This window comes from Roseateles albus (assembly GCF_028595345.1).
Lineage (GTDB): Bacteria > Pseudomonadota > Gammaproteobacteria > Burkholderiales > Burkholderiaceae_C > Paucibacter_A > Paucibacter_A albus.
Genome location: NZ_JAQQXT010000010.1, coordinates 39,575 through 60,267 on the forward strand (window position 1 = coordinate 39,575; position 20,693 = coordinate 60,267).

Annotated in this window: 20 protein-coding genes; 14 read left to right on the forward strand and 6 right to left on the reverse strand. The window is 61.6% G+C overall.

The annotated features are described in order from the left end of the window. The 4 genes from PRZ03_RS16030 to PRZ03_RS16045 are packed head-to-tail and all read right to left on the reverse strand — an operon-like array spanning position 1 to position 2,051. Positions 1-726, reverse strand: coding sequence for a PilW family protein (locus tag PRZ03_RS16030; RefSeq protein ID WP_273601276.1), 726 nt, complete (start codon positions 724-726; stop codon positions 1-3). After that, complete coding sequence (locus PRZ03_RS16035; RefSeq protein ID WP_273601278.1) at positions 726-1,127, reverse strand: type IV pilus modification PilV family protein; 402 nt, start codon at positions 1,125-1,127, stop codon at positions 726-728. Before PRZ03_RS16035 ends, PRZ03_RS16030 begins: the two co-directional genes overlap by 1 nt. A 10-nt stretch (positions 1,128-1,137) precedes the next feature. Further along, positions 1,138-1,599, reverse strand: coding sequence for a type II secretion system protein (locus PRZ03_RS16040; RefSeq protein ID WP_263535228.1), 462 nt, complete (start codon positions 1,597-1,599; stop codon positions 1,138-1,140). Further along, a complete protein-coding gene (locus tag PRZ03_RS16045; RefSeq protein ID WP_273601279.1) occupies positions 1,593-2,051 on the reverse strand; it encodes a type IV pilin protein in 459 nt (152 codons plus the stop codon). The genes PRZ03_RS16040 and PRZ03_RS16045 overlap by 7 nt, the downstream gene beginning before the upstream one ends. 303 nt (positions 2,052-2,354) lie before the next feature. On the opposite strand from PRZ03_RS16045, the gene sorT reads away from it, so the two are divergent. Next, complete coding sequence (sorT, locus tag PRZ03_RS16050; RefSeq protein WP_273601280.1) at positions 2,355-3,611, forward strand: SorT family sulfite dehydrogenase catalytic subunit; 1,257 nt, start codon at positions 2,355-2,357, stop codon at positions 3,609-3,611. Further along, a complete protein-coding gene (gene sorU / locus PRZ03_RS16055; protein ID WP_273601281.1) occupies positions 3,611-3,988 on the forward strand; it encodes a SorU family sulfite dehydrogenase c-type cytochrome subunit in 378 nt (125 codons plus the stop codon). Before sorT ends, sorU begins: the two co-directional genes overlap by 1 nt. A 3-nt stretch (positions 3,989-3,991) precedes the next feature. Here the strand turns inward: sorU and xth are convergent, their stop codons facing one another. Next, entirely contained in the window at positions 3,992-4,759 is a 768-nt protein-coding gene (gene xth, locus PRZ03_RS16060) for an exodeoxyribonuclease III (protein ID WP_273601282.1), read from the reverse strand. Positions 4,760-4,937: 178 nt separating this feature from the next. On the opposite strand from xth, the gene PRZ03_RS16065 reads away from it, so the two are divergent. Continuing rightward, on the forward strand, positions 4,938-5,477 hold the full coding sequence (locus tag PRZ03_RS16065) for a cupredoxin domain-containing protein (RefSeq protein WP_273601283.1): 540 nt from the start codon (positions 4,938-4,940) through the stop codon (positions 5,475-5,477). 10 nt (positions 5,478-5,487) lie between these two features. Here PRZ03_RS16065 and PRZ03_RS16070 read toward each other — a convergent pair whose 3' ends face one another. Continuing rightward, positions 5,488-6,270, reverse strand: coding sequence for a 3-hydroxybutyrate dehydrogenase (locus tag PRZ03_RS16070; protein ID WP_273601284.1), 783 nt, complete (start codon positions 6,268-6,270; stop codon positions 5,488-5,490). Between the two features lie 243 nt (positions 6,271-6,513). Between PRZ03_RS16070 and PRZ03_RS16075 the strand changes: the two genes are divergently transcribed. The 11 genes from PRZ03_RS16075 to PRZ03_RS16125 all read left to right on the forward strand — a co-directional run bounded on the left by PRZ03_RS16075 (position 6,514) and on the right by PRZ03_RS16125 (position 20,685). After that, positions 6,514-7,197, forward strand: a complete 684-nt coding sequence (locus PRZ03_RS16075; protein ID WP_273601285.1) for a GAP family protein — start codon at positions 6,514-6,516, stop codon at positions 7,195-7,197. Between the two features lie 193 nt (positions 7,198-7,390). Continuing rightward, positions 7,391-8,380, forward strand: coding sequence for a PDC sensor domain-containing protein (locus PRZ03_RS16080; RefSeq protein ID WP_273601286.1), 990 nt, complete (start codon positions 7,391-7,393; stop codon positions 8,378-8,380). 45 nt (positions 8,381-8,425) lie between these two features. Next, positions 8,426-10,636: a sensor histidine kinase gene (locus tag PRZ03_RS16085; RefSeq protein ID WP_273601287.1), complete on the forward strand. Its 2,211-nt coding sequence runs from the start codon at positions 8,426-8,428 to the stop codon at positions 10,634-10,636. After that, positions 10,626-11,744 (forward strand): ATP-binding protein, encoded by a 1,119-nt coding sequence (locus PRZ03_RS16090; protein ID WP_273601288.1) that lies wholly within the window; start codon positions 10,626-10,628, stop codon positions 11,742-11,744. Before PRZ03_RS16085 ends, PRZ03_RS16090 begins: the two co-directional genes overlap by 11 nt. Before the next feature lie 100 nt (positions 11,745-11,844). Continuing rightward, positions 11,845-12,261 (forward strand): response regulator, encoded by a 417-nt coding sequence (locus PRZ03_RS16095; RefSeq protein WP_273601290.1) that lies wholly within the window; start codon positions 11,845-11,847, stop codon positions 12,259-12,261. A gap of 11 nt (positions 12,262-12,272) precedes the next feature. Next, the gene (locus PRZ03_RS16100) at positions 12,273-13,700 is read left to right on the forward strand and encodes a sensor histidine kinase (protein ID WP_273601291.1); all 1,428 of its coding nucleotides are present in this window, start codon (positions 12,273-12,275) and stop codon (positions 13,698-13,700) included. A gap of 3 nt (positions 13,701-13,703) precedes the next feature. Next, positions 13,704-15,314 (forward strand): sensor histidine kinase, encoded by a 1,611-nt coding sequence (locus PRZ03_RS16105; RefSeq protein ID WP_273601292.1) that lies wholly within the window; start codon positions 13,704-13,706, stop codon positions 15,312-15,314. A 6-nt stretch (positions 15,315-15,320) separates the two neighbouring features. After that, a complete protein-coding gene (locus PRZ03_RS16110; protein ID WP_273601293.1) occupies positions 15,321-18,416 on the forward strand; it encodes a response regulator in 3,096 nt (1,031 codons plus the stop codon). Positions 18,417-18,465: 49 nt separating this feature from the next. Further along, on the forward strand, positions 18,466-19,542 hold the full coding sequence (locus PRZ03_RS16115) for a response regulator (protein WP_273601294.1): 1,077 nt from the start codon (positions 18,466-18,468) through the stop codon (positions 19,540-19,542). Next, positions 19,539-20,189, forward strand: coding sequence for a response regulator (locus PRZ03_RS16120; protein WP_273601295.1), 651 nt, complete (start codon positions 19,539-19,541; stop codon positions 20,187-20,189). The genes PRZ03_RS16115 and PRZ03_RS16120 overlap by 4 nt, the downstream gene beginning before the upstream one ends. Before the next feature lie 121 nt (positions 20,190-20,310). Then, on the forward strand, positions 20,311-20,685 hold the full coding sequence (locus tag PRZ03_RS16125) for a LytR/AlgR family response regulator transcription factor (protein ID WP_273601296.1): 375 nt from the start codon (positions 20,311-20,313) through the stop codon (positions 20,683-20,685). The last annotated feature ends 8 nt before the right edge of the window (positions 20,686-20,693 follow it).

Consider the following 20,693-nt stretch of genomic DNA (forward strand, 5'->3'; position numbering starts at 1 on the left):
TCAAGAGCTCAGGTTGGCCAGACAACTGGTGTAGGTGTTGCTGGACCCGGTCACGCTGCCGCTGTAGCCGAATTTGACCTGAACAGAGGCGGCTGGGGGGTCATAGCTGCTGATGGTCTTGGGCACCGCGCCATAGGGCCAGCAATTGCTGGCGTTTTGCACCGACATGGTGACGGCTTGTGCCTGCACATTGGCGTCAACCAAGGTGCGGCGCAACCAGGTGATGGTGCTCCATTGCGTCGTCAAAGGCGAACAGGCACCGCTGGACTGAATCATGTAGAGCGCCTTGGTGCTGGGGTCAGACACCAGGCCCAGGCAGCGATAGTCAGCGCTGCTGGCCGAGAGGCCCGGGTTGGCGATCCAGACCAGCGCGTTGCCGGAACTGGCCGCCGCGCCGACCGCCACCACCGTACCGCTCAGAATCAGGGTGTTGGGGTTTAAAGAGGCGTTCGAAAGCAGCAGCAAATGGGTGCCGGTGACCGGCGAGCTGATGCCGTAGCCTGCGCCTTGCAATGCAATTTGGGCGCTCAGCAGGCCCGAGGCCAGTTGGCCATCTTGCAAGGAGTTGCGTACCAAGCCACCGCCGCCAAACACCGTTTGGGTCGTGCTGCGGTACAGCGCCAATGCGCCCAAGACGGCAAACATTGATATGGCCATGCCCACCATCAGGCTCACCAGGCTCAAACCAGCCTGACTGCGGCCAGGGTGTCGAGCGTGCGGCTTCATCAGTTGGTCACAGTCAAGGTGCCCGGACCGAGCAAAGTATTGGCATCCACTGCAAAGCGCACGATGGGCAAGTTGGTGCTCTTGGCAACGCCGTTGATCGTCACCGTGACGGGGGTGACGGTGCAGGTTTTTTGCAAACCCGTCAGTTGCAAATTGGTGCCCAACGTCAAATCACTGGTGACGGTGGCGTTGCCGCTGACCGGGCAGCTATTGGCCACGCCATTGCCTTGCAAATCGGCCCGTATTGCTTGAATCGCCAAGCTTTGGCCTTTTTGAAACTTCTGCGCCACCATCGCGCGGCTGACGGCATATACCAATCCAAGACCAATAACGCCGAGCAAAACCATGGCCACCATGGCCTCGATCAGGGCGTCACCGCGTTGCTGCCTTGGCTTGCGCATGAATGTGGACTTAGTTGAGCGTGCCATTGCTGCTCTCCGAGCCCTTGCTGATGCTGAAGCTCATCACGGTGCCACAGGCCACGCCGCCCACTGTTGCGCTTAAGCTCATGCCGGCGCTATCCAGTGCAATGCATTGGCTGGCGGCGGCGTTCAGTTGAATGGCCGCAGGCGGCACCGCCGACCAATTGAAAGCGCTGCAGTCCAAGGCGCCGGGCAAACCCTCGCGCACGCAGAGCTTGCCCGGGATGCTGATGAGCACGGCGGCCGCCGTAGCACTGGCGGCTGAAGGGTTGCGCAGAGCGGTGGATTTCAACTGGCTCATTGCTTGATTCAACAGACTCTGGGTTTGCCGAACGGCCGCTTGGTTGCCCCAAGCCACCGAGAAAGGGGCCACGGCCATGGCCAACAACATCATGACGGCGATCGTCACCATCAACTCGATCATCGACAGTCCGGCTTGGGACTTCACCATGAAGTGAAGCCGCAACTGCTGCTTGCGGTTCGGGTATTGAGGTTGTCCAAGCTGATCGTGCAGCCGGCGGAGCTGCCCTTGCCGGTGGCCGTCAGCGTGTAGCTGCTGGCGGTGCTGACCATGGTGTAGTTGAAGTAACTGGCCTGCGTGGGTGACCAAGCGCTGAAGATCGTGTTCGTAGCCGCCGTGTTGGCTGCGTAGACCGGATACGTCAGCTGCAGCTGATAGCGGTTCTCCATATTCAAGGCCAGTGCAGCGAGATCGGCGCTGGCGCTCTTGGCGCGGCTCTTGTTGATATAGCTGGTGTAGGAGGGGATGGCCACGGCGGCCAAAATCCCCACCACGATGACGGCGACCATCAACTCCATCAAGGTAAAGCCACTCTGGCCCTTGGTGCGCGAATTTGCGTGGGACGTGGTGGCGTGGGCGCTGAGGCACGGTGTGTTCTGCAAGATCACTCCTTGAGGGCTGATTTGTTCGGTCGGGGCTGCTTAGTTCAAATACAAATCCACTTTGATACCAATTGTAATGACATGCTCTCACGCCGAGCAGTGCCTAAATACACGCCGGGCTGAACTATCTTGTGTTGACAGGGTCGTGACAGTCAATAGCCTTGTCTCAATTTTGGTGCCGGTCGCGATATTGTTGGCATGCAGCAGGGCATTCAATTCGAGTTTGCTGTAAATCCCTAAGAGAATCGCAGGCGAATAAGCCCTACCATCGGTTTGGGTGAAATGAGCAGCAGAGGAGTTTTCATGAGCAGCAAATCGAAACAGGACGCAGCGACAAGCCTGGGTCGGCGTCAATGGCTGGCCGGCAGTGCCGGGGCGCTGGCGACCATGGGTTTGGGTGCCGCCAATGGCCAAGCACATGCACAAGCACAGTCCGCTGCCTCCGCGCCGGCGCTCCCGGTCGCACCTGCCAAGCCGCCGCTACCTGCCTATGCGGCCTGGAAGGACGCAGGCGCCGTCATCATTCACTCCAGCAGCACCATAGAAACCAAGCGCCAGGCCTTTGGCAATGGTTTGATCACACCGGCCGAACAGCTCTATGTGCGCAACAACCTGCCGGCGCCCAGCGCCAGCATTCTGGAAAACCGCGATGCCTGGGAAATCAGCATCGAAGGCGTCAAGCAGCCGCGCGTCTTGAGCCTGCGGGAACTCAAGACCATGGGTTTGGAAACTACCCCCATGGTCTTGCAATGTTCGGGCAATGGCCGCGGCTTCTTCCCCAACAAGCCCAGCGGCACGCCCTGGACTGTTGGCGCAGCCGGCTGCGTGGTGTGGACCGGGGTGTCGGTGCGGCAACTGGTGGAGAGCTTGGGCGGCACCATGGCCGGTATGGACTTCATGACCGGCACCGGCGGCGAGCTATTGCCGGAGGGGCTGGATCCCAAATCCATCATGGTCGAGCGTTCGGTGCCGGCCAAGGCCATGGCGGATGCGCTCTTGGCCTGGGAGATGAACGGCGTGCCAATTCCGCTGGCTCATGGTGGCCCTTTGCGCTTGATCGTGCCGGGCTACCAAGGTGTCAATCAGATCAAATACGTCAAGCGGCTGGCCTTCACGGCGCAAGAATCCGACGCCAAGATCATGGCCCATGGCTACCGCATCTCCCCACCCGGCGCCAAGGCCGACCCGAGTCAGCCCTCGGTGCTGGAGATGAATGTCAAGAGTTGGATCACTTCGCCTTTGCCCGAGCGTGCGGCGGCCGCTGGCCAAGTGCAGATTCAAGGGCTGGCCTTTGGTGGGCAGCGGGCGGTCAAGCGGGTAGAGGTGTCGGTCGACGCCGGCAAGACCTGGAAAGAGGCGCGGCTGGTCGGCCCGGATCTGGGCAAATACGCGTGGCGACAGTTCGTGTTGGCGGCCAAGCTGCCCGCCGGCACGCACACCTTGATGAGCCGGGCCATCGATACGGCCGGCAATGCGCAGCCCGAGCAGCGACTCGAGAACGTCGGCGGCTATAACAACAACAGCGTGCTGGACCACGCGGTGACGGTGACACTGGCGTGATGGTTCAACAGCGCCTGTTCGGCTTGATCTTCGCCTTGGTCTGCGGCTTGCTGGCGTTTGGGTCCGTGAACGCCGGCACCGACGGCGTCACGGCCAAGCAAGCTCAGGAGGCCGAGTTCGAGTTGGGCAAGCGCCTGTTCACCAAAACAGCCGTGCCGGCTTGTGCGCTATGCCATACCCTGAGGGATGCGGGCTCCGAAGGTGCTGTGGGCCCGGTGCTGGATGAAATCAAGCCCGATGCCGATCGTGTGAGCAAGGCCTTGCGCAATGGGCTGGGCAATATGCCGGCCTTCAAGACCCTCGGTGAAGCCGAGATCAAAGCCCTGGCGCGCTACGTGTCGCAGGCCTCGGGCGGGGCAGGCCCGTCCGGCAATTAAATCTCAGGCGAGTTCAATAATCACCGGCGCGTGGTCGCTGGGTCGCTCGTTCTTGCGCGGCAGCTTGTCGATCACACAAGCCCTCACGTCGTTCTTCAAGGCCTGGCTGACCAAGATATGGTCGATGCGCAGGCCTTGGTTTTTTCTGAACGCAAGATTGCGGTAATCCCACCAACTCCAGCTCTTGGGAGCTTGCTCGAACAGCCGGAAGGCGTCACTCAGGCCTTGCGCCTGCAGCGCCTGAAAATGCGCGCGCTCCTGCGGCGTGCAGTGGATCTGGCCGGCCCAGGCGATGGGGTCGTACACATCGGCATCGGTCGGCGCGATATTGAAGTCACCCATCAACACCAGCTTTTCGTGGCTCTGCAATTCGGCGGCCACAAAGCGCTGCAGTGCCTCCAGCCAAGCCATTTTGTAGACAAATTTGTCGCTGTCCGGCGCCTGCCCGTTGGGGAAGTAGGCCCCTATGCAGCGCACGCCCTTGACCGTGCCGGCAATCACCCGTGCTTGCGGGTCGTCAAAGCCGGGTAGGTTTTTGATGACGTCGGTGGCGGCCTCGCCGCGGCTTAGCAGGGCCACGCCGTTATAGGTTTTTTGACCAAACCATTGCACCTGATAGCCGGCGGCCTCGATCTCGGCGGCGGGGAACTTGTCGTCGGTGAGCTTGGTTTCTTGCAGCACCAAAACGTCAACCGGGTTGGCCTGCAGCCAGTCCAGCATTTGCGGCAGGCGCACATTGAGCGAATTGACGTTCCAGGTGGCAAGTTTCATCGGTTTTTCTTATGCGTTGATAGGCCTCGGCATTGTGCATGAGCGGGGGCCGCAAACGCTTTTCGGCCTGAGACTCTATGATGGAACTTCGCGCAAACTGCGCACCGGTCCCGAGCGGATCGTGCATCGAACCCGCAACCAAGCGGCCTCCACAGACACTCTGCTTCAAGCGCTAAAAATGAAATCGATACAGAACAACGTAGTCAGCGTCGCCATCTTGTCAGCCGCACTGGCCCTGAGCTTCAACGCACCGGCCCGCGCGCATGGCGTGGAAGGGCATGCGGCGAAAGCAGGCACTGTCAACAAGGAGCAGATGACTTTTGGCATCGCCGGCGAGGCCAAAGCAGTCAATCGGACCGTCCAGGTCAGCATGTCGGATGCGATGCGCTTCACGCCTGCCCTGATTGAGGTCAAGCAAGGCGAGACCATCAAATTCGTCATCAAAAACGAGGGCAAGGTGATGCACGAGTTCGTCATCGGCAGCAAGGATTCCCTGGCCGAGCATGCGGCGATGATGCTGAAGTTTCCGAATATGCAGCACGATGAGCCCTATATGGCTCATGTGCAGCCCGGCGGCAAGGGCCAGATTGTCTGGACCTTCAACCGCGCCGGGGACTTCGACTTCGCTTGCCTGATCGCCGGGCATTACCAAGCCGGCATGGTGGGCCGGATCCAGGTGCTGGCAACTCCGGCTGCCGCTGCAAAAGCGGCAAAGTGAGGGTAGGGCTCTAGCGCGCCACCCAACCGCCGTCGACCGGCAGCGATATGCCGGTCATTTGCGCGGCGGCGTCGGAACACAAGAAGACGGCCAGGCCGCCCAGTTGTTCCGGCGAAGCAAATTGCAGCGAAGGCTGCTTTTCACTCAGCAGCTTGGTTTTCGCTTCGTCTGTGCTGATGTTTTCTTTGGCGGCCAGGGCATCAATTTGTTTTTGCACCAGCGGCGTCAATACCCAGCCCGGGCAGATGGCGTTGCAGGTGATGCCGCTCGTGGCGGTTTCCAAGGCCACCGTCTTGGTCAGGCCAACTACGCCATGCTTGGACGCCACATAGGCCGCCTTGTCGGCCGAGGCGACTAGGCCATGTACCGAGGCGATATTGATGATGCGTCCCCAGCCGCGCTCCTTCATGCCGGGCAGGGCGGCGCGGGTGGTCAGGAAGACGGCGGTCAAGTTGATCGCAATCACGGCATCCCAGCGCTCCAGCGGAAACTCATGCACTGGCGATACATATTGAATGCCGGCGTTGTTGACCAAGATGTCGACGCTGCCGAGTTCGCGCAAGGTGCTTTCGATCAAACCGGTCGCCTTTGCCGCAATCGACAAATCGGCCTCGTTATAGGCTACGCGCACGCCGTAAGTGCTGGCGAGTTCTTGGCGCAAGGCTTCGATCTCGGCGGCGTCGCCGAAACCGTTGATCATCAGATCGGCGCCGGCCGCCGCCAGCTGACGCGCCAGCCCCAGGCCAATACCACTGGTCGAACCGGTGACGACGGCAACTTTATTCTTCAACATCTGGCTGACTCCCTGTGAATAAGTGAAGCGGTGAAGATAATCCGGCAGCAAATGTTTTTGCCTAGACGCACCCACTGAGGTTGTGCTTCAGTCTAGCATGGCTGAAATTTGCCGCAGTATTTCATCCTGGCGATATGGCATCATTGATTGGGGATTCTTGATGTATATCTAAATTTTCATAATGATTTGGATATTGATTGGCTGGTCTTTTGTCATTGATCAGGCGTGCGAAAAAAAGGTGATATGAATACAAGTTTTGCAGCTTCTTTGGCGGAAATTCTGCCTTACGCCCTGTTGATTGCCTTGAGTCCGATATCCTTGGTCGCTATTATTTTGAATCTGTTTTCGCGCAGGGCGCGCCAAAATGGGCCGGCCTTCTTGGCCGGTTGGGTGCTTGGATTGGGGCTGATTTGTGGCGCAGCCGTGGTCTTGATCGAAGCGGGCGAGGAGGCCTATGCGCTGAGCCCATCGCTGCTGGAGTCTGTTGGGCGAACCTTGTTGGGTGCCGTCTTGTTGTTGGCAGCTTGGCGGCAGTGGCAAAAGCGACAACTGGCCCCTAGCACGCCTAAATGGATGGCGGCCATCGAATCATTTTCGCCGCGCAAAGCCGGCTTGGCTGGTTTTTTACTTTCCGGCTTTACCAACCCCAAAAATACCGTATTGATCGTGGCTGCCGGGATATCAATAACGCATGCGGGTTTGTCGCGGCCGGATGCCGCCTTATTGATTCTCTTGTTTGTTGTGTTTGCCAGTTTGGGTGTTTTCATACCCTTGTGCTATTTTTTGATGGGCGGCAGCGCGGCGAAGGCGGTGCTGAAGGTTTGGCAGCTGGCCTTGGTCAAACACAATGCCCTGGTGATGGCCGTGATGTTGCTTATTTTTGGTCTTTTGTTGGTGACCAAGGGTTTGCGCGGACTGATTGCCTGAGGGTACTCAGGAATATTCCCCCCAAACTTCAGGTATTGAGCCGATGGCGCTGCAAGGCCGACCTGCCTACAGTGCCTTGAAATTCGGCGCATGAATTGCATGCGCCTTCAATCGATCGGCGCTTTAGAAGTGTGCAAGGCTCCAAGCAAGCCACATTGGAGTAAAGCCGCGCGCCGCAGTGGAGGGGAGCGATTTGGAAATCAGGCAAGCAGGCCCACCGAGCGGCGACGAGATGGAGGCGCCCGAGCTTGCGGTGGCCCAGACTTCGCGGCGCTTTGCCTTGTTGTGCTATTTGATCGCCCTGCCCATCACGTTGTTGATCGCTTTTGAGCTGATCGGGTCCAGCCTGCAGCATATGCAGCTTGCCCGGGAGCAAGCACATGCCCGCGTCAAAGCCGTGGCGACGGCTGCGGCAACAAGCCTGCAGCAGCAACTCGGCCGCGATCTAGTCTTGCTGAAAAACCTGGCCCGGGAAGCGGCCAGGCAAGACGCCGATGCGGCTCGTTGCGCGCGCTTTTCCAGCGCTCTTGTCCGGCTGGACCAGGTGCTGGTCAATTTAAGCGTTAGAGATCTGCATGGCGAGCTGATCTGCGAGCTGGTAAGCCCGCATGGGCGGCTGCCGCCAAGCCCGGCGAGCTTGCAAAATGCAAGCCTGTCCTTGCACAGTGCAGGTCGTTGGCTGACCTGGCTGACGCAGCCGCTGTTCGACAGCTCGGGTCAGCGCCTGGGTTCCTTGAACCTGCAACTGGACCTCTTGCAGATGAGTGAGCGCCTGCGCGAGGGCCTGCCCAGCCATGCGGTCGTGGAGGTGTTGAGTCGGCAGCAGACCATTGTGGCCCGTTCAAGCGATGCAGCCGCCTTCATTGGTCGGGTCAATGTCTCGGCCGATGCCCTGCGTGACTTGCTGGGGCGGCAAGGATTCCGAGAAGGCGAGTTCAGCGCCCCCTTGGCGCCGGATGAGGGGCCGCGCCTGAACCATGTTGTGAGCATTGCGGGGACGGATTGGCGCTTGCTCGCCGGGCTGCCGCAGGCCGAACTTTTTGCAGACGCCGAGGCCATGCTGCGTCATAGTTTGGCCCTTGGCTTGGCCTTTGTCATGCTGATCACCTGGTTGAGCTGGCGCATAGGCCTGAGCTTGATCGTGCTGAATATTGGCCGCTCAAAGTCAAACGCCTTGCCTTGACGGGCGGGTGTCTTTCCTTTTGGCTTCATCGTGTTGGAGAGTCATTTGTCAAGGCCCGGTTTCCTGCCTTTGCGCACGCTCAATGCCCGCCTGACGCTGGTTACCCTGGCCTTGGTAGTGTTGAGCATTTGGACGCTGGCGATCTACGTCGGTCGCATCGTGCATGACGATGTGCAGGCCTTGCTGAGCGAGCAGCAATATCGCAGTGTGGGTCTGTTGGCGGCCGAGATCAATGATCAGCTGGGAACGCGCTTCGCTGCACTTGAGGCGGTCGCAAGAGAGGCCGGCGGTGCGAGGGATGCAGACCCCGTAGAAGCTCAAAGCCTGCTGGATCAGCGGCCGGTCTTGCTGTCCCTCTTCAACGGCGGGGTGGTGTTCATCGCCAAGGATGGGCGGGCGATTGCCGATGCGCCGCCGCTGCCCGGCCGGGTGGGCAGCAACTATTTGCGCAACACCGATGTCGCTGACTGCCTGAATGATGGCCGCTCCCGCGTCGGGCGCGCGGTGATGGGGCGGATCTTGAAGACCCCCGTGTTCGGCCTGATCGTGGCCGTGCGTGATGGGGGCGGTCAGGTGCAGGGCGTCCTGGTCGGCCTGATCAATATGGCCAAGCCGAGTTTTTTGGACCGCATCACGGCCCATGGTTTTGGCCAAACCGGGCATTTCTTTTTGGTGTCAATCAAGCATCGCCTGAGCATCACGTCCAGCGACCCCGGTCGCGTCATGCAAACTCTGGCGCCGCTCGGTGAAGACCCGGCTCTGGACCGACTCCTCGCAGGGCAACACAGCAGCTTGGTTTACACCAACCCGGCCGGGCAAGAGGCGCTGGTGTCGCTGACGACCGTGCCGCTGGCGGGTTGGGCGGTGGCGGCATCCTTGCCGACCGAAGAAGCTTTTGCGCCGCTGCACGCCATGCAGCGGCGTATGTTGTGGGCCGCCTTGGGCTTGAGTTTGCTGGCTGCGGGTCTGATGTGGTGGCTGCTGCAACATCAGCTCGCGCCGCTGGTGCAAGCGGCCAAACACCTGGCTGTCGCGGCGGCCACATCAAGTACCGGTTTGCCTATGCAGCCTTTGCCAATCAAACGGCCCGATGAAATCGGCCTGCTGATCGCGGGTTTCAATCTGCTCTTGGCCGAACTCGGCGAGCGCGAACTCGCACTGGCCGACAGCGAGGCACGCTACCGGGCCATGATCGAGCAGTCACCCGAGCCCATCGCCGTGCACCGGGCGGGCCGCTTGCTCTTTGCCAACCCGGCCTTGGTCAAGTTATTGGGCGGGCAATCGGCCCAGGACCTGGTCGGCCAACCGGTGCTGAAATTCATCCACCCCGATGAGCATTCGCAGGTACTGGCCAGAGTGGCGCAGGTGGCCGAAGGTGGGCTGCGTTTGATCCCGTTGGAATCGCGCTATCTGAAGCTGGACGGCAGCGTCATCGACGTCGAAGTGCAGGGCGCCATGATCGAGTTTGACGGCGCGCCTGCCAATTTGGCGCTGGTGCACGACATCACCGAGCGCAAGCAAAGCCGGCTCGCGCTGCAGGCGGCCTTGCAGGAGAAGACGGTGCTGCTGAACGAAGTTCATCACCGGGTGAAAAACAATCTGCAGGTGGTCAGCAGCCTGATGCGGCTGGAGGCGGCGCGCGGCGCCGAGGACCGCACTCGACAGGTCTTGACAGATATGCAAGGGCGCCTGCGCGCAATGGGCATGCTGCATGAGTCGCTTTATCGCAGCGGCCTTTTTGCCAGCGTGAATCTGGGCGCTTATCTGAAGGATGTGGCCGTGCAGGCCTGCCGCAGCCAAGGCAGCCCAGCGGTTCGGCTGCATTTGGATATGGGATGCCTGCAAGTGAGCCTGGACCAAGCCACACCCTGCGGCTTGCTGGTCAATGAGCTGATCACCAATGCCTATAAGCATGGCTTTGTCGGCGGCCGAGCGGGCGTGCTGAAGCTGAGCTTGCAGCCGCAGGCTGGCAGCGAGCAAACCGATACAGCTCGGCAATGGTGCCTGCGCGTGCAGGATGATGGCATCGGCTTGCCGCAAGACTTCACGCTGGCCGGCACGTCCTCGCTAGGCCTGCAACTGGTGGGCGATTTGGCCCGTCAGATCGGCGGCGTCTTGACGGTTGGCCCGCTGCCGCTGGCTGCTTTCGAGTTGCGCTTCATGCCACAAACCACGGCGCAAACCACGGCGCAAACCGCGCCCCAAAACTCGCTCTCAACCTCGCCCCCAACCGAGGCCCCAAAAGATGAGTCATGAACCCGCTGCTTCGCCCCCAAGCCCGCCCGCTCAGCTGAGTGAGCTCGAGGCCTATAAACGAGCTTTGGACGAGCATGCCATCGTCGCGATCACCGATGCGCGCGGCAGCATCTGCTATGTGAACGACAAGTTCTGCGCGATTTCAAAATGGTCGCGCGAGGAATTGATAGGCAGTGATCACCGCATCATCAATTCCGGTCACCACCCCAAGGCCTTTATCCGCGAGCTGTGGGAGACGATAAGCAGCGGCCGGGTCTGGAAGGGCGAATTGAAGAACCTGGCCAAGGACGGCAGCATCTATTGGGTCGAGACCACCATCGTGCCTTTTCTGGGCGCGGATGGGAGCCCGGCCCAATATGTGGCGATCCGCGCCGAGATCACGGCGCGTAAATTGCTGGAGCAACACAACGAAGAAATGCTCTTGGAGTTGCAGGCAGCCAACCGTGAGTTGAATGACTTCGCCTACATCGTCTCGCATGACTTGAAGGCTCCGCTGCGCGGCATCAGCAGCCTGGCGAGCTGGTTGATGAGCGACTACGCCGACAAACTAGGCGCCGAAGGTGCGCAGCAGCTCGGCCTGATTGACAACCGCGTCAAGCGCCTGGGCGCCTTGGTTGACGGCATCTTGGCCTACTCGCGCGCCGGTCGCGGGCGGGAGGAGCGCCGCTTGGTCAATTTGGATGCGCTGGTGCGCAATAGCATCGAGTTATTGGCCCCGCCGCCGCACCTAATGATTGAGCTGAACGGAACCTTGCCGAGCGTGCAAATAGACCCCTTCAAAGCTCAGCAGCTGTTTCAAAACCTGCTCTCCAACGCAATCAAATACATGGACAAAGCGGCCGGCCGGGTGACGGTGAGCTGCGCGGTGATCGGGCCGATGTGGCAGTTCACGGTGGCCGATAACGGCCCCGGCATTGAGGCCAGATTTTTCGACAAGATATTCCAGCTGTTTCAAACCCTGAGCCCGCGTGACAAGGTCGAGAGCACCGGCGTTGGCCTGGCCTTGGTGAAGAAGATCGTCGAGCTCGAGGGGGGGCGCGTTTGGGTCGAATCCACGCCCGGAGAAGGTGCTGCTTTTCATTTCACGCTGCCGGCCGAAATCGTGTAGCGTTGCGTCTCGGCATTGTGCAAAGAAGAAGTCCGCTGCAAAGCCTGACGCAAAATCATCGGCAGCAGTGCAATCAGTAGCCAGCGAGGGCCAGATCATCATGCAAGCACAGCAACATATATTGCTGATCGAAGACGATGAGGTCGATGTGATGACGGTGCGCCGCTCACTCAGAGATTTGGGTGTGGAATATCCGCTCGATCAGGTCAGCGATGGTGAAGCGGGCTTGGCGTTTTTGCGCGATCCGGCCAAGCCCAGGCCGGGCTTGATCCTGCTTGACCTCAATATGCCCCGCATGAATGGGATCGAATTCTTGGCCGTGCTCAAGCAAGACCCTCTGCTCAAGCGCATTCCGGTGGTGGTGCTGACCACATCTCAAGAAGAGACCGACCGCATGGCCAGCTTTGATCAAAATGTCTCGGGCTATATGCTCAAGCCGGTCGACTACCCGCAGTTTGTGCGCACCATGCAAGTGATTCGCGACTATTGGTCGACCAGTGAAGGGGCACCCAATTGAACGCGGCGAACTTGCCCGCATTCAATGCTGCCAGCGTCGTCAGTTTGCTGTTGATCGAAGACGATCTGGTCGACGAAATGGCCTTTTTGAAGGCGGTCAAGGAGCAAGGCCTGCCTTACCGTGTTCGCGTTGCGCGCTCGGTCGCGCAGGCGCGCAGCGAGCTGGCCGGGCAAGCTTTCGACATCATCCTGTCCGACTACAACCTGGGCGACGGCACTTGCTTTGATTTGATCGATGCGTTTGGCGCGCAGCTGGTGCTGTTGGTGGCGGGCATGGGCGAGGAGCAAATCGCGGTGCGCGCGCTCGAGTTGGGCGTGCACGACTATATGTTGAAGGACCCACAGCGCGGTTATCTCAAGCTGCTTAAATGGCGCGTGGCCACGGCCTTGCAGCAGACCAATCTGGCCAGGCAGTTGCATGCCAGCCAGGCCAGTCTGCGGGCAACCTTGGATGCCGTGCCCGACCTGCTGTTTGAGCTCGACCTGCAGGGGCGCTATCACGACTACCACTCCGCCCGCAGCGATCTACTGGCCGCACCCGCCGAGGTATTTCTGGGCAAGTTGGTCAGCGATATCTTGCCGTCCGCTGCTGCGGCCGTGGTGATGGCCAGCCTGGAGCAAGCTGATCGGGAAGGCTTCTCGATCGGTCAGCAGATGCGGCTCGATCTGGCGCAAGGCCCGATGTGGTTCGAGCTTTCGGTGGTGCGCAAGGTAGATGCGGCATCCGAGCAGTCTCGCTTCGTGGTCTTGTCGCGTGACATCACGGCGCGCAAGCAGAGCGAGGAAGCTTTGCGTCAGAGCTTGCAGGACAAGGAAGCCTTGCTCAGGGAGGTGCATCACCGAGTCAAGAACAATTTGCAGGTGATCACCAGCCTCTTGCGCCTGGAGGCGGGCCGCAGCAGCCTGCCGCAAACCAAGTCGGTGCTGGACGCGATGCAGGGTCGCATCCGCTCGATGGCCTTGCTGCATGAGACGCTGTATCGCTCGGGTGTCTTTGCGGGTTCCGATCTGTCGGTCTATTTGGCGCAGGTCGCCACGCAGGTGTTTCGCCTGTCGGCCAGTGGCCGGGTGCGCCTGACGCTGGACCTGGCGCCGCTCAAGGTCGGCCTGGACCTGGCCACGCCTTGCGGGCTCTTGCTCAATGAGCTGGTCAGCAACTGCTTCAAGCATGGCTTTGCGAGCGGCGCAGATGAGGCGGCGCAAGGTGGCGCACTCAGTGAAGGGGAAGTTCGCGTCAGCTTGCAGCCGCTGGCCGGTGGCCCCCGCTGGCGCTTGACGGTCAGCGACACCGGTGCCGGCCTGCCGGCGGACTTTGAGGCCAGGCGCGAGCGCTCCTTGGGCCTGCAACTGGTGTCCGACCTGGCGCATCAAATCGGCGGTCAGCTTGAAGTCGGTGCTGGGCCGGCGGCGGAATTCAGCGTCAGCTTCTTGCCACGCTGACGCATGCTGCCCCTGACCATCATGCATGACATCGCCTGGCCTGATCTGGCCAAATATCTGCTGCTTTTGCTTGGCTTGGCCTTGCTTCTCGCCACAGCCTTTGTGATCTTGTTGCGCCGCCAAGTCAGGCAAGCCGTGGCCGAACTCGCCCACGGCCAGCAGCTGCTCAAGCGCAGCGAAGAGAGCTTGAGCATCACGCTGCACTCGATCGGCGACGCGGTGATCGCCACCGACGCGGCCGGCCTGATCACCCGCATGAACCCAGTGGCCGAGCGCCTGACCGGCTGGACCTTGGCCGAGGCCTTGGGGCGGACGCTGCCGGAGGTGTTTTGCATCATCGATACCGGCAGCCGCCAGCCACGTGAGGACCCCGCGCAGCGGGTATTGGCCAGCGGCCTGGCCATGGGCTTGGCCAATCACACCAGCTTGCTGGCGCGAGGCGGGGCGGAGTATCAAATCGCTGACAGCGCCGCGCCGATTCGCGATGCCGCCGGCCAACTGCAAGGCATGGTGCTGGTGTTCAGCGATGTCAGCGAGGCCTACCGGGTGCAAGCGAGCTTGGCCATCAGCGCCGAGTTGCTGGAGCGCACCGGTGCGCTGGCCAAGGTCGGCGGCTGGCAGCTTGAGTTGGCCACGATGAAGCTGAGCTGGACGCGCGAGACCTTTCGCATCGCCGAGTTGTCGGACGCGCTGGAGCCGCCGCTGGCCGACGGCATCCACCTGTTTGCGCCCGAGGCCCGGCCCTTGATCGAGGCGGCCTTGCAGGCTGCCATCGACAGCGGTACGCCTTACGACATGGAACTGCCATGGATAGGCGCGCAGGGAACGCCCAAATGGGTGCGCACACAAGGCTCGGCCGTGCGTGAAAACGGCATTACGCTGAAATTGATCGGCACGATTCAGGACATCAGCGAGAGTCACCAGGCCAAGCGTGAGCTGGAGCTGTCCTTGCAGGAGAAGGTCGGCCTGCTCAATGAGGTGCACCACCGGGTCAAGAACAATCTGCAAGTCATCACCAGCTTGTTGCGCCTTGAGGCCACGCGCAGCGAACAGCTCGAAACCCGCGCGGTCTTGGGCGAGATGCAGGCGCGCATTCGCTCGATGGCACTCTTGCATGAGTCGCTCTACCGCAGCGGGATCTTTGCCTCCGTTGATCTGGCGAGTTATTTGCAGCTGCTGGCAACGCAGGCGGTGCGAGCGCAGGTCGGCGATGTCGCGGTGAAATTGACCTTGCAGCTGCGCCCGCTGACGATGAGCCTAGATCAGGCCGCACCGATTGGCCTGCTGGTCAATGAGCTGATCTCAAACAGCTTCAAACATGCTTTCCCGGCCGGGCGCGGGGGCGAGCTCAAGATCGAGCTGCAAGCCTTGGATGAGGCCGAGCGGCAGTGGTGCCTGCGGGTCAGCGATAACGGCGTGGGCTTGGGCGACGCGGCCGAATTCGAGGCGCGTTGTGCGCGCTCGCTGGGAATGCAACTGGTGTTTGATCTGGCGCGTCAGCTTGGCGCCACATTGAGTATTGGCCCGGCACCTCTGGCTATTTTCGAGTTGCTGTTTGTGTACGATGCTCCTCGCAGCCCTCATATATCCACCCGCCCGGCCCCTTTGAACTGAAGCCCTATGCCCAATTCCACGTCAGGCCAGCGCATATTGGTTGTCGAAGACGAGGTTCTGGTGGCGCGCGATATCGAGCAGCAATTGCGCCAGCTCGGCTATCTGCCGGTGGCTCAAACAGGCCGCGGCGAAGAAGCCATTCGCTTGGCCCATGAGTTGCGGCCCGATCTGGTCTTGATGGACATTCAATTGGCCGGCTCGCTTGACGGCATCAGCGCGGCGCAGGCGATACGCGATCAATGCGGGCTACCGGTGGTGTTCCTGACCGCCTTTGCGGCCGATGATGTGTTGGCGCGGGCCAAATTGACCGAGCCTTTTGGCTACATCTTGAAGCCGTTTTCGGAGCGGGAATTGCGGACCGTGCTTGAAATGGCGCTGTACAAGTCCAAGAGCCAGGCCCAGTTGCGCGACAGCGAGGCGCGCTACCGCGCCCTGGTCGAATGGTCACCCGAGGCCTTGGTCGTGCATCGCCGTGGCCGGCTGATCTTTGCCAACCCGGCGGCGGTCGAGCTGTTGGGCGCGCGTTCGGCCCAGGATCTCTTGGGCCGCCGCGCACTGGAGCTGCTCCATCCCGAGCAGCATGACACGGCGCGGGCCAGCCTGGCGGCGGTGAGCGTGCCGGGTGCAAGATCCGCGTTGGCTGAGCAGCGCTTTATTCGGCTTGACGGGCGCGAAATCGATGTGGAGGTCGTGGGCACCACGATCCCCTTTGATGATGAGTTGGCCGTGCATGTGCTGATCCGTGACATCACCGAGCGCAAGCAAGCGCAGGCGCAGCTGCGCAAGCTGTCGCTCGCAGTGGAGCAAAGCAGCGAAGCCATTTTCATCACCGATGTGAACGAGTGCATCGAGTATGTGAACGAGTCTTATATGGCCTCATGCGGCCAGACGCGCGCGCAGTTGCTGGGCAGCACACCGGCGCTGTTTGCCAACAGCACGGCGCCATTGCCGGCCATACGCGCCGCCTTGCAAGGCGGCGATACCTGGCGCGGCCTGATTCAAGCCGATACAGAGGCGGACCGCATTGACTTCGCCATCATCAGCCCCTTGCGCCAGCCCGATGGGCAGATCAGCCACTATGTCGCGGTCATGGAGGATGTCACCGAGCGCACCCGCATGGGCCGCGAGTTAGACAAACACCGCTTCCATCTGGAGGAGTTGGTCGGGCGGCGCACCCAGGAGCTGGCGGTGGCGCGCGAGCAAGCCGAGGAGGCCAGCCTGGCCAAGAGTGCATTTCTGGCCAATATGAGCCATGAAATTCGCACCCCGATGAATGCCATTCTGGGGCTGAATTACTTGCTGCGCCGCGATGATCCGTTGCCCGCGCAGGTGCCGCGCCTGGACCGCATTGCCGGGGCCGGCCAGCATTTGCTGAGCCTGATCAATGACATTCTTGACCTCTCCAAAATCGAGGCCGGCCGGGTGCAGCTCGAGCGCATTGACTTCCATCTGGGGGCGCTGCTCGATCAGGTCGAGGCGATGATCGCCGAGACGGCGCTGCGCAAAGGCCTCAAGATCAAGCTGCTCAGCGATGGCGTGCCGAGCTGGTTGAACGGCGACCCGACGCGCCTGCGTCAAGCGCTGCTCAACTATGCCGGCAATGCGGTCAAGTTCACCGAGCAGGGCGGTGTGACTCTGCGGGTGAGCCTCCTGCCGCGCCTGCCCAGCTCGGCCGAGGCGACGCTGCGACTGCGCTTTGAAGTCGAGGACAGCGGCGCGGGCTTGAGCGAAGAGGCGGTCGGGCGGCTGTTCCAGATCTTCGAGCAGGCCGATGCGTCCACCACCCGCAAGCATGGTGGCACCGGCCTGGGGCTCGCGATCACGCAGCGCCTGGCGCATCTGATGGGCGGCGAGGCGGGGGTCAGCAGCCGCCTGGGCGAGGGCAGCTGCTTTTGGTTCACTGCCGAGTTGCGCGCGGGCCAGGCGCACAAGCCTGACTTCGCTTCGCTGCCGGGCTTCGAGGATGCCGTCGATGTGCTGGGCCTGGAGGTGCAAGTGCGGCGCCTGCATGGCGGCGCGCATGTGCTGCTGGTGGATGACAACGAGGTCAATCTGGAAGTGGGGCTGGACATGCTGCACCGGCTGGGCCTGCAAGTGAGCACCGCCACCGACGGTGCCGCAGCGCTGGCCTTGGTCGAGCAGATGGCGCAGAGCCAGCCTTTTGATCTGGTGTTGATGGATATGCAGATGCCGGTGATGGACGGCTTGCAAGCCTGCCGGCGCATCCGCGCTTTGACTGTGGGCGGCTCGGTGCCGGTGCTGGCCTTGACCGCCAATGCCTTCGATGAGGACCACCGCGCTTGTGACGAAGCGGGCATGAACGATTTCATCTCCAAGCCGATCGAACCCTTGCAGCTCTACCGGGCCTTGCTGAAATGGCTGCCGGCCACCCAGCAGCGAGGTAACCCGGAAGCCGCGCTGGGGCTTGCGCCTCAGCCGGCCGCGAGCCCCAGCGTAGCGCCGGCCAATGCTGCGCGCTTGAACCGTTTGGCCCTGTTGCCGGGCTTGAATCTGAGCAAAGGCTTGGCGGCGCTGCGAGGCAATAGCGAGAAGTACCTGAATCTGCTGACCCGTTTGCTGCAGTCCAATGCGCATTGCGCGGCAGCCCTGACAACGCAGTTGGCGGGCGCTCATACGGGCGCTGCCCGGCAAATCGTGCATACCTTGAGGGGCACTGCGGCGGCCTTGGGCGCGCTGCGGCTGGCCGAAATTGCCGCCGCGATTGAGGATAGCTTGCGCGATATGGAAGCCCAAGGTGCCGCTGCTTCAGAAGGCTATGGCGCTGATCTGCTGGCAGCGTTCGGCCCCGACATTGCGCGGCTGGATGCGGAGCTACAGAGCCTGACCAAGGCGATGGCGGAGGAGGGCGATGCCGCAGGTCTGGCCGCGCAGGCCAGCGGGCGCGGGGCGGTTTTACGCCAGCTCGACGCCTTGCTGGCGGACGGCGATATCGCCGCCGTTGTCTTGTTGGAAGACCATGCGGTGCTGCTGCGCAGCGCGCTGGGTGACTCCTTCGACGCGCTTGAAAACCTGATCAGCCAGTTCGAATTTGCGCAGGCAAAAGCCATGCTGGAATTGATCATAGACAATGACCATTCCTGAGCGCCGCTTCAGGCCCGTCGATGCCCCCTCCAGCCTGTGACTCTTGCCCATGACCGAGCTGCCGTCGCCCAGAATATTGATTGTTGAAGACGAGCACATCGTCGCCCGCGACCTGCAGCAGCAATTGCTTGACCTCGCTTACAGCCCGATCGGACACGCCACCAGCGGCGAGCAGGGCTTGGCCATGGCGGCCGAGCTGCGCCCCGACCTGGTGCTGATGGACATCCAACTCAATAGCGAGCTGGACGGCATCGAGGCGGCGCGGCAAATCCGCGCGCATCTGGCCTTGCCGGTGGTGTTTTTGACTGCTTTCGCCGCCGACGAGGTGTTGGCGCGCGCCAAGCTGACCGAGCCCTATGGCTACATCCTCAAGCCCTTCACCGAGCGCGAACTGCGCACGGTGCTGGAGATGGCGCTGTACAAGCACAAGGCCGAGCAAGGCCTGGCCGAAGGTGCGGCGCAACTGCGCGCCCTGTCACGCCGGGTGCTCGAGGTGCAGGAAACCGAGCGCCGCCGCCTGGCGCTGGAGTTGCATGACGAGTTGGGCCAATCGCTGACGGCGATCAAAATCAATCTGCAATCGCAGGCGCGTTTTCGGACCACCTCGCCCGAGGCATTGGGCTTGGAGAATATTCGCATCGTCGATGACGCCTTGCAGCAGGTGCGGCGCTTGGCGATGGCGCTGCGCCCGTCGATGCTGGATGATTTGGGCCTAGCGCCGGCGCTGCGCTGGTTGACCGAGCAGGCGGCTGCGCGCAGCGGCTATGAACTGCAGTTTCAGGCGCTGACGCCGACGGTACGCTTGCCGCCCGAGATCGAGACGACGTTTTTCCGCATCGCCCAAGAGGCGCTGACCAATGTGGCCCGCCATGCGCAGGCGAGCCAGCTCGAAGTGGTGTTGCAACAAAGTGATGAGGATTTGGTGATGAGCATCAATGACAACGGCCGTGGCTTCGAGCCACAAGCCTCGCGGGGCTTGGCCGTCGCTGGCGCCAGTTTGGGCCTGCTGGGCATGCAAGAGCGTGCGATGCTGATAGGCGCCAGCTTGCTTATCGAGTCCAGCCCAGGGCGCGGCTGCATGGTGCTGCTGAGCTGCCCGCTGTTTGCGCCCGAGGTGCCCAGATGAGTTGCAGGGTCTTGCTGGCCGATGACCACACGCTGGTGCGCGCAGGTTTGCGCAAGCTGCTGGAGTCACTGCCTGGCGTGGAGGTGGTGGGCGAGGCCTGTGACGGCACGGAGGTGTTGAGTCTTGCCGAACAGCTGCGCCCGGATGTGGTGGTGATGGATGTGGCGATGCCGGGGCTCAATGGCCTTGATGCGACCGCCCGACTGAAGCTGAGCCAGCCCGACAGCAAGGTGCTTATTCTGTCCATGCATCAAAACGAAGACTATGTGCGCCAGGCGCTGCGCCAAGGTGCGGCCGCCTATTTGCTCAAGGATGCGGCGCCGACCGAGTTGGAAGCGGGCTTGCGCGCTGTGATGCGCGGTGAAACCTATCTGAGCGCGGCGGTGTCCAAGGGCGTGATGAGCGACTATGTGAAGCGCCTGCGCTTTGATGAGCCCAGTGGCTCGCAGCTGACGCCGCGCCAGCGCGAGGTGCTGCAGCTGATTGCCGAGGGCAATAGCAGCAAGGAGATTGCGCGGCGGCTGGATCTGTCGGTCAAGACGGTCGACACCCATCGCAGTCAGCTGATGCGCCAACTCGATATTCACGAGGTCACCGGCCTGGTGCGCTACGCGCTGCGCTGCGGCCTGATCTCGGTCGACAGCTAAGGCTTCAACCCACTCGGGCAATTCCCGCCCGCAGTTCAGGTGTCTTGCCGATAGGCCAGCATCTGCTCCATGCATACAGTGGCAAGCAATGATCAGACATTGGGCCGCGGGCGAGGAAGAGATGGCAATCAAGATCTTGCTGGTTGACGACAACCCGACCTTTGTGGCGGCCGTCAGCGCTTTCCTGGCGCGCCTGCCCGAGGTTGAGGTGGTCGCTCATGCAGCGAATGGCCAACAGGGTTTGGCGCAAATAGCGCAACACCGGCCCGATTTGGTGCTGCTGGACATTGCCATGCCGGAAATGAACGGCCTGGAGATGGCGGCGCGCCTGCGCGAACAGCCCGATCCGCCCCGCATGGTGTTCTTGTCCATGCATGACAGCAGTGGCTACCATATAGCCGCACATGGGCTGGGGTCCAGCTTCGTCAGCAAGGCCAATTTTGTCGATGGTCTGCTGCCCATCATCACCCAGATGCAGCAAGACGAACAGGACTGAGGCGCGCA

Coding starts and splice junctions, on each gene's coding strand:
- sorT (WP_273601280.1), top strand. CDS start 2,355: ATGAGCAGCAAATCGAAACAGGACGCAGCGACAAGCCTGGGTCGGCGT.
- PRZ03_RS16030 (WP_273601276.1), bottom strand. CDS start 726: ATGAAGCCGCACGCTCGACACCCTGGCCGCAGTCAGGCTGGTTTGAGC.
- PRZ03_RS16110 (WP_273601293.1), top strand. CDS start 15,321: ATGCCCAATTCCACGTCAGGCCAGCGCATATTGGTTGTCGAAGACGAG.
- PRZ03_RS16075 (WP_273601285.1), top strand. CDS start 6,514: ATGAATACAAGTTTTGCAGCTTCTTTGGCGGAAATTCTGCCTTACGCC.
- xth (WP_273601282.1), bottom strand. CDS start 4,759: ATGAAACTTGCCACCTGGAACGTCAATTCGCTCAATGTGCGCCTGCCG.
- PRZ03_RS16035 (WP_273601278.1), bottom strand. CDS start 1,127: ATGCGCAAGCCAAGGCAGCAACGCGGTGACGCCCTGATCGAGGCCATG.
- PRZ03_RS16125 (WP_273601296.1), top strand. CDS start 20,311: ATGGCAATCAAGATCTTGCTGGTTGACGACAACCCGACCTTTGTGGCG.
- sorU (WP_273601281.1), top strand. CDS start 3,611: ATGGTTCAACAGCGCCTGTTCGGCTTGATCTTCGCCTTGGTCTGCGGC.
- PRZ03_RS16040 (WP_263535228.1), bottom strand. CDS start 1,599: ATGGTGAAGTCCCAAGCCGGACTGTCGATGATCGAGTTGATGGTGACG.
- PRZ03_RS16120 (WP_273601295.1), top strand. CDS start 19,539: ATGAGTTGCAGGGTCTTGCTGGCCGATGACCACACGCTGGTGCGCGCA.
- PRZ03_RS16090 (WP_273601288.1), top strand. CDS start 10,626: ATGAGTCATGAACCCGCTGCTTCGCCCCCAAGCCCGCCCGCTCAGCTG.
- PRZ03_RS16095 (WP_273601290.1), top strand. CDS start 11,845: ATGCAAGCACAGCAACATATATTGCTGATCGAAGACGATGAGGTCGAT.
- PRZ03_RS16070 (WP_273601284.1), bottom strand. CDS start 6,270: ATGTTGAAGAATAAAGTTGCCGTCGTCACCGGTTCGACCAGTGGTATT.
- PRZ03_RS16065 (WP_273601283.1), top strand. CDS start 4,938: ATGAAATCGATACAGAACAACGTAGTCAGCGTCGCCATCTTGTCAGCC.
- PRZ03_RS16105 (WP_273601292.1), top strand. CDS start 13,704: ATGCTGCCCCTGACCATCATGCATGACATCGCCTGGCCTGATCTGGCC.
- PRZ03_RS16115 (WP_273601294.1), top strand. CDS start 18,466: ATGACCGAGCTGCCGTCGCCCAGAATATTGATTGTTGAAGACGAGCAC.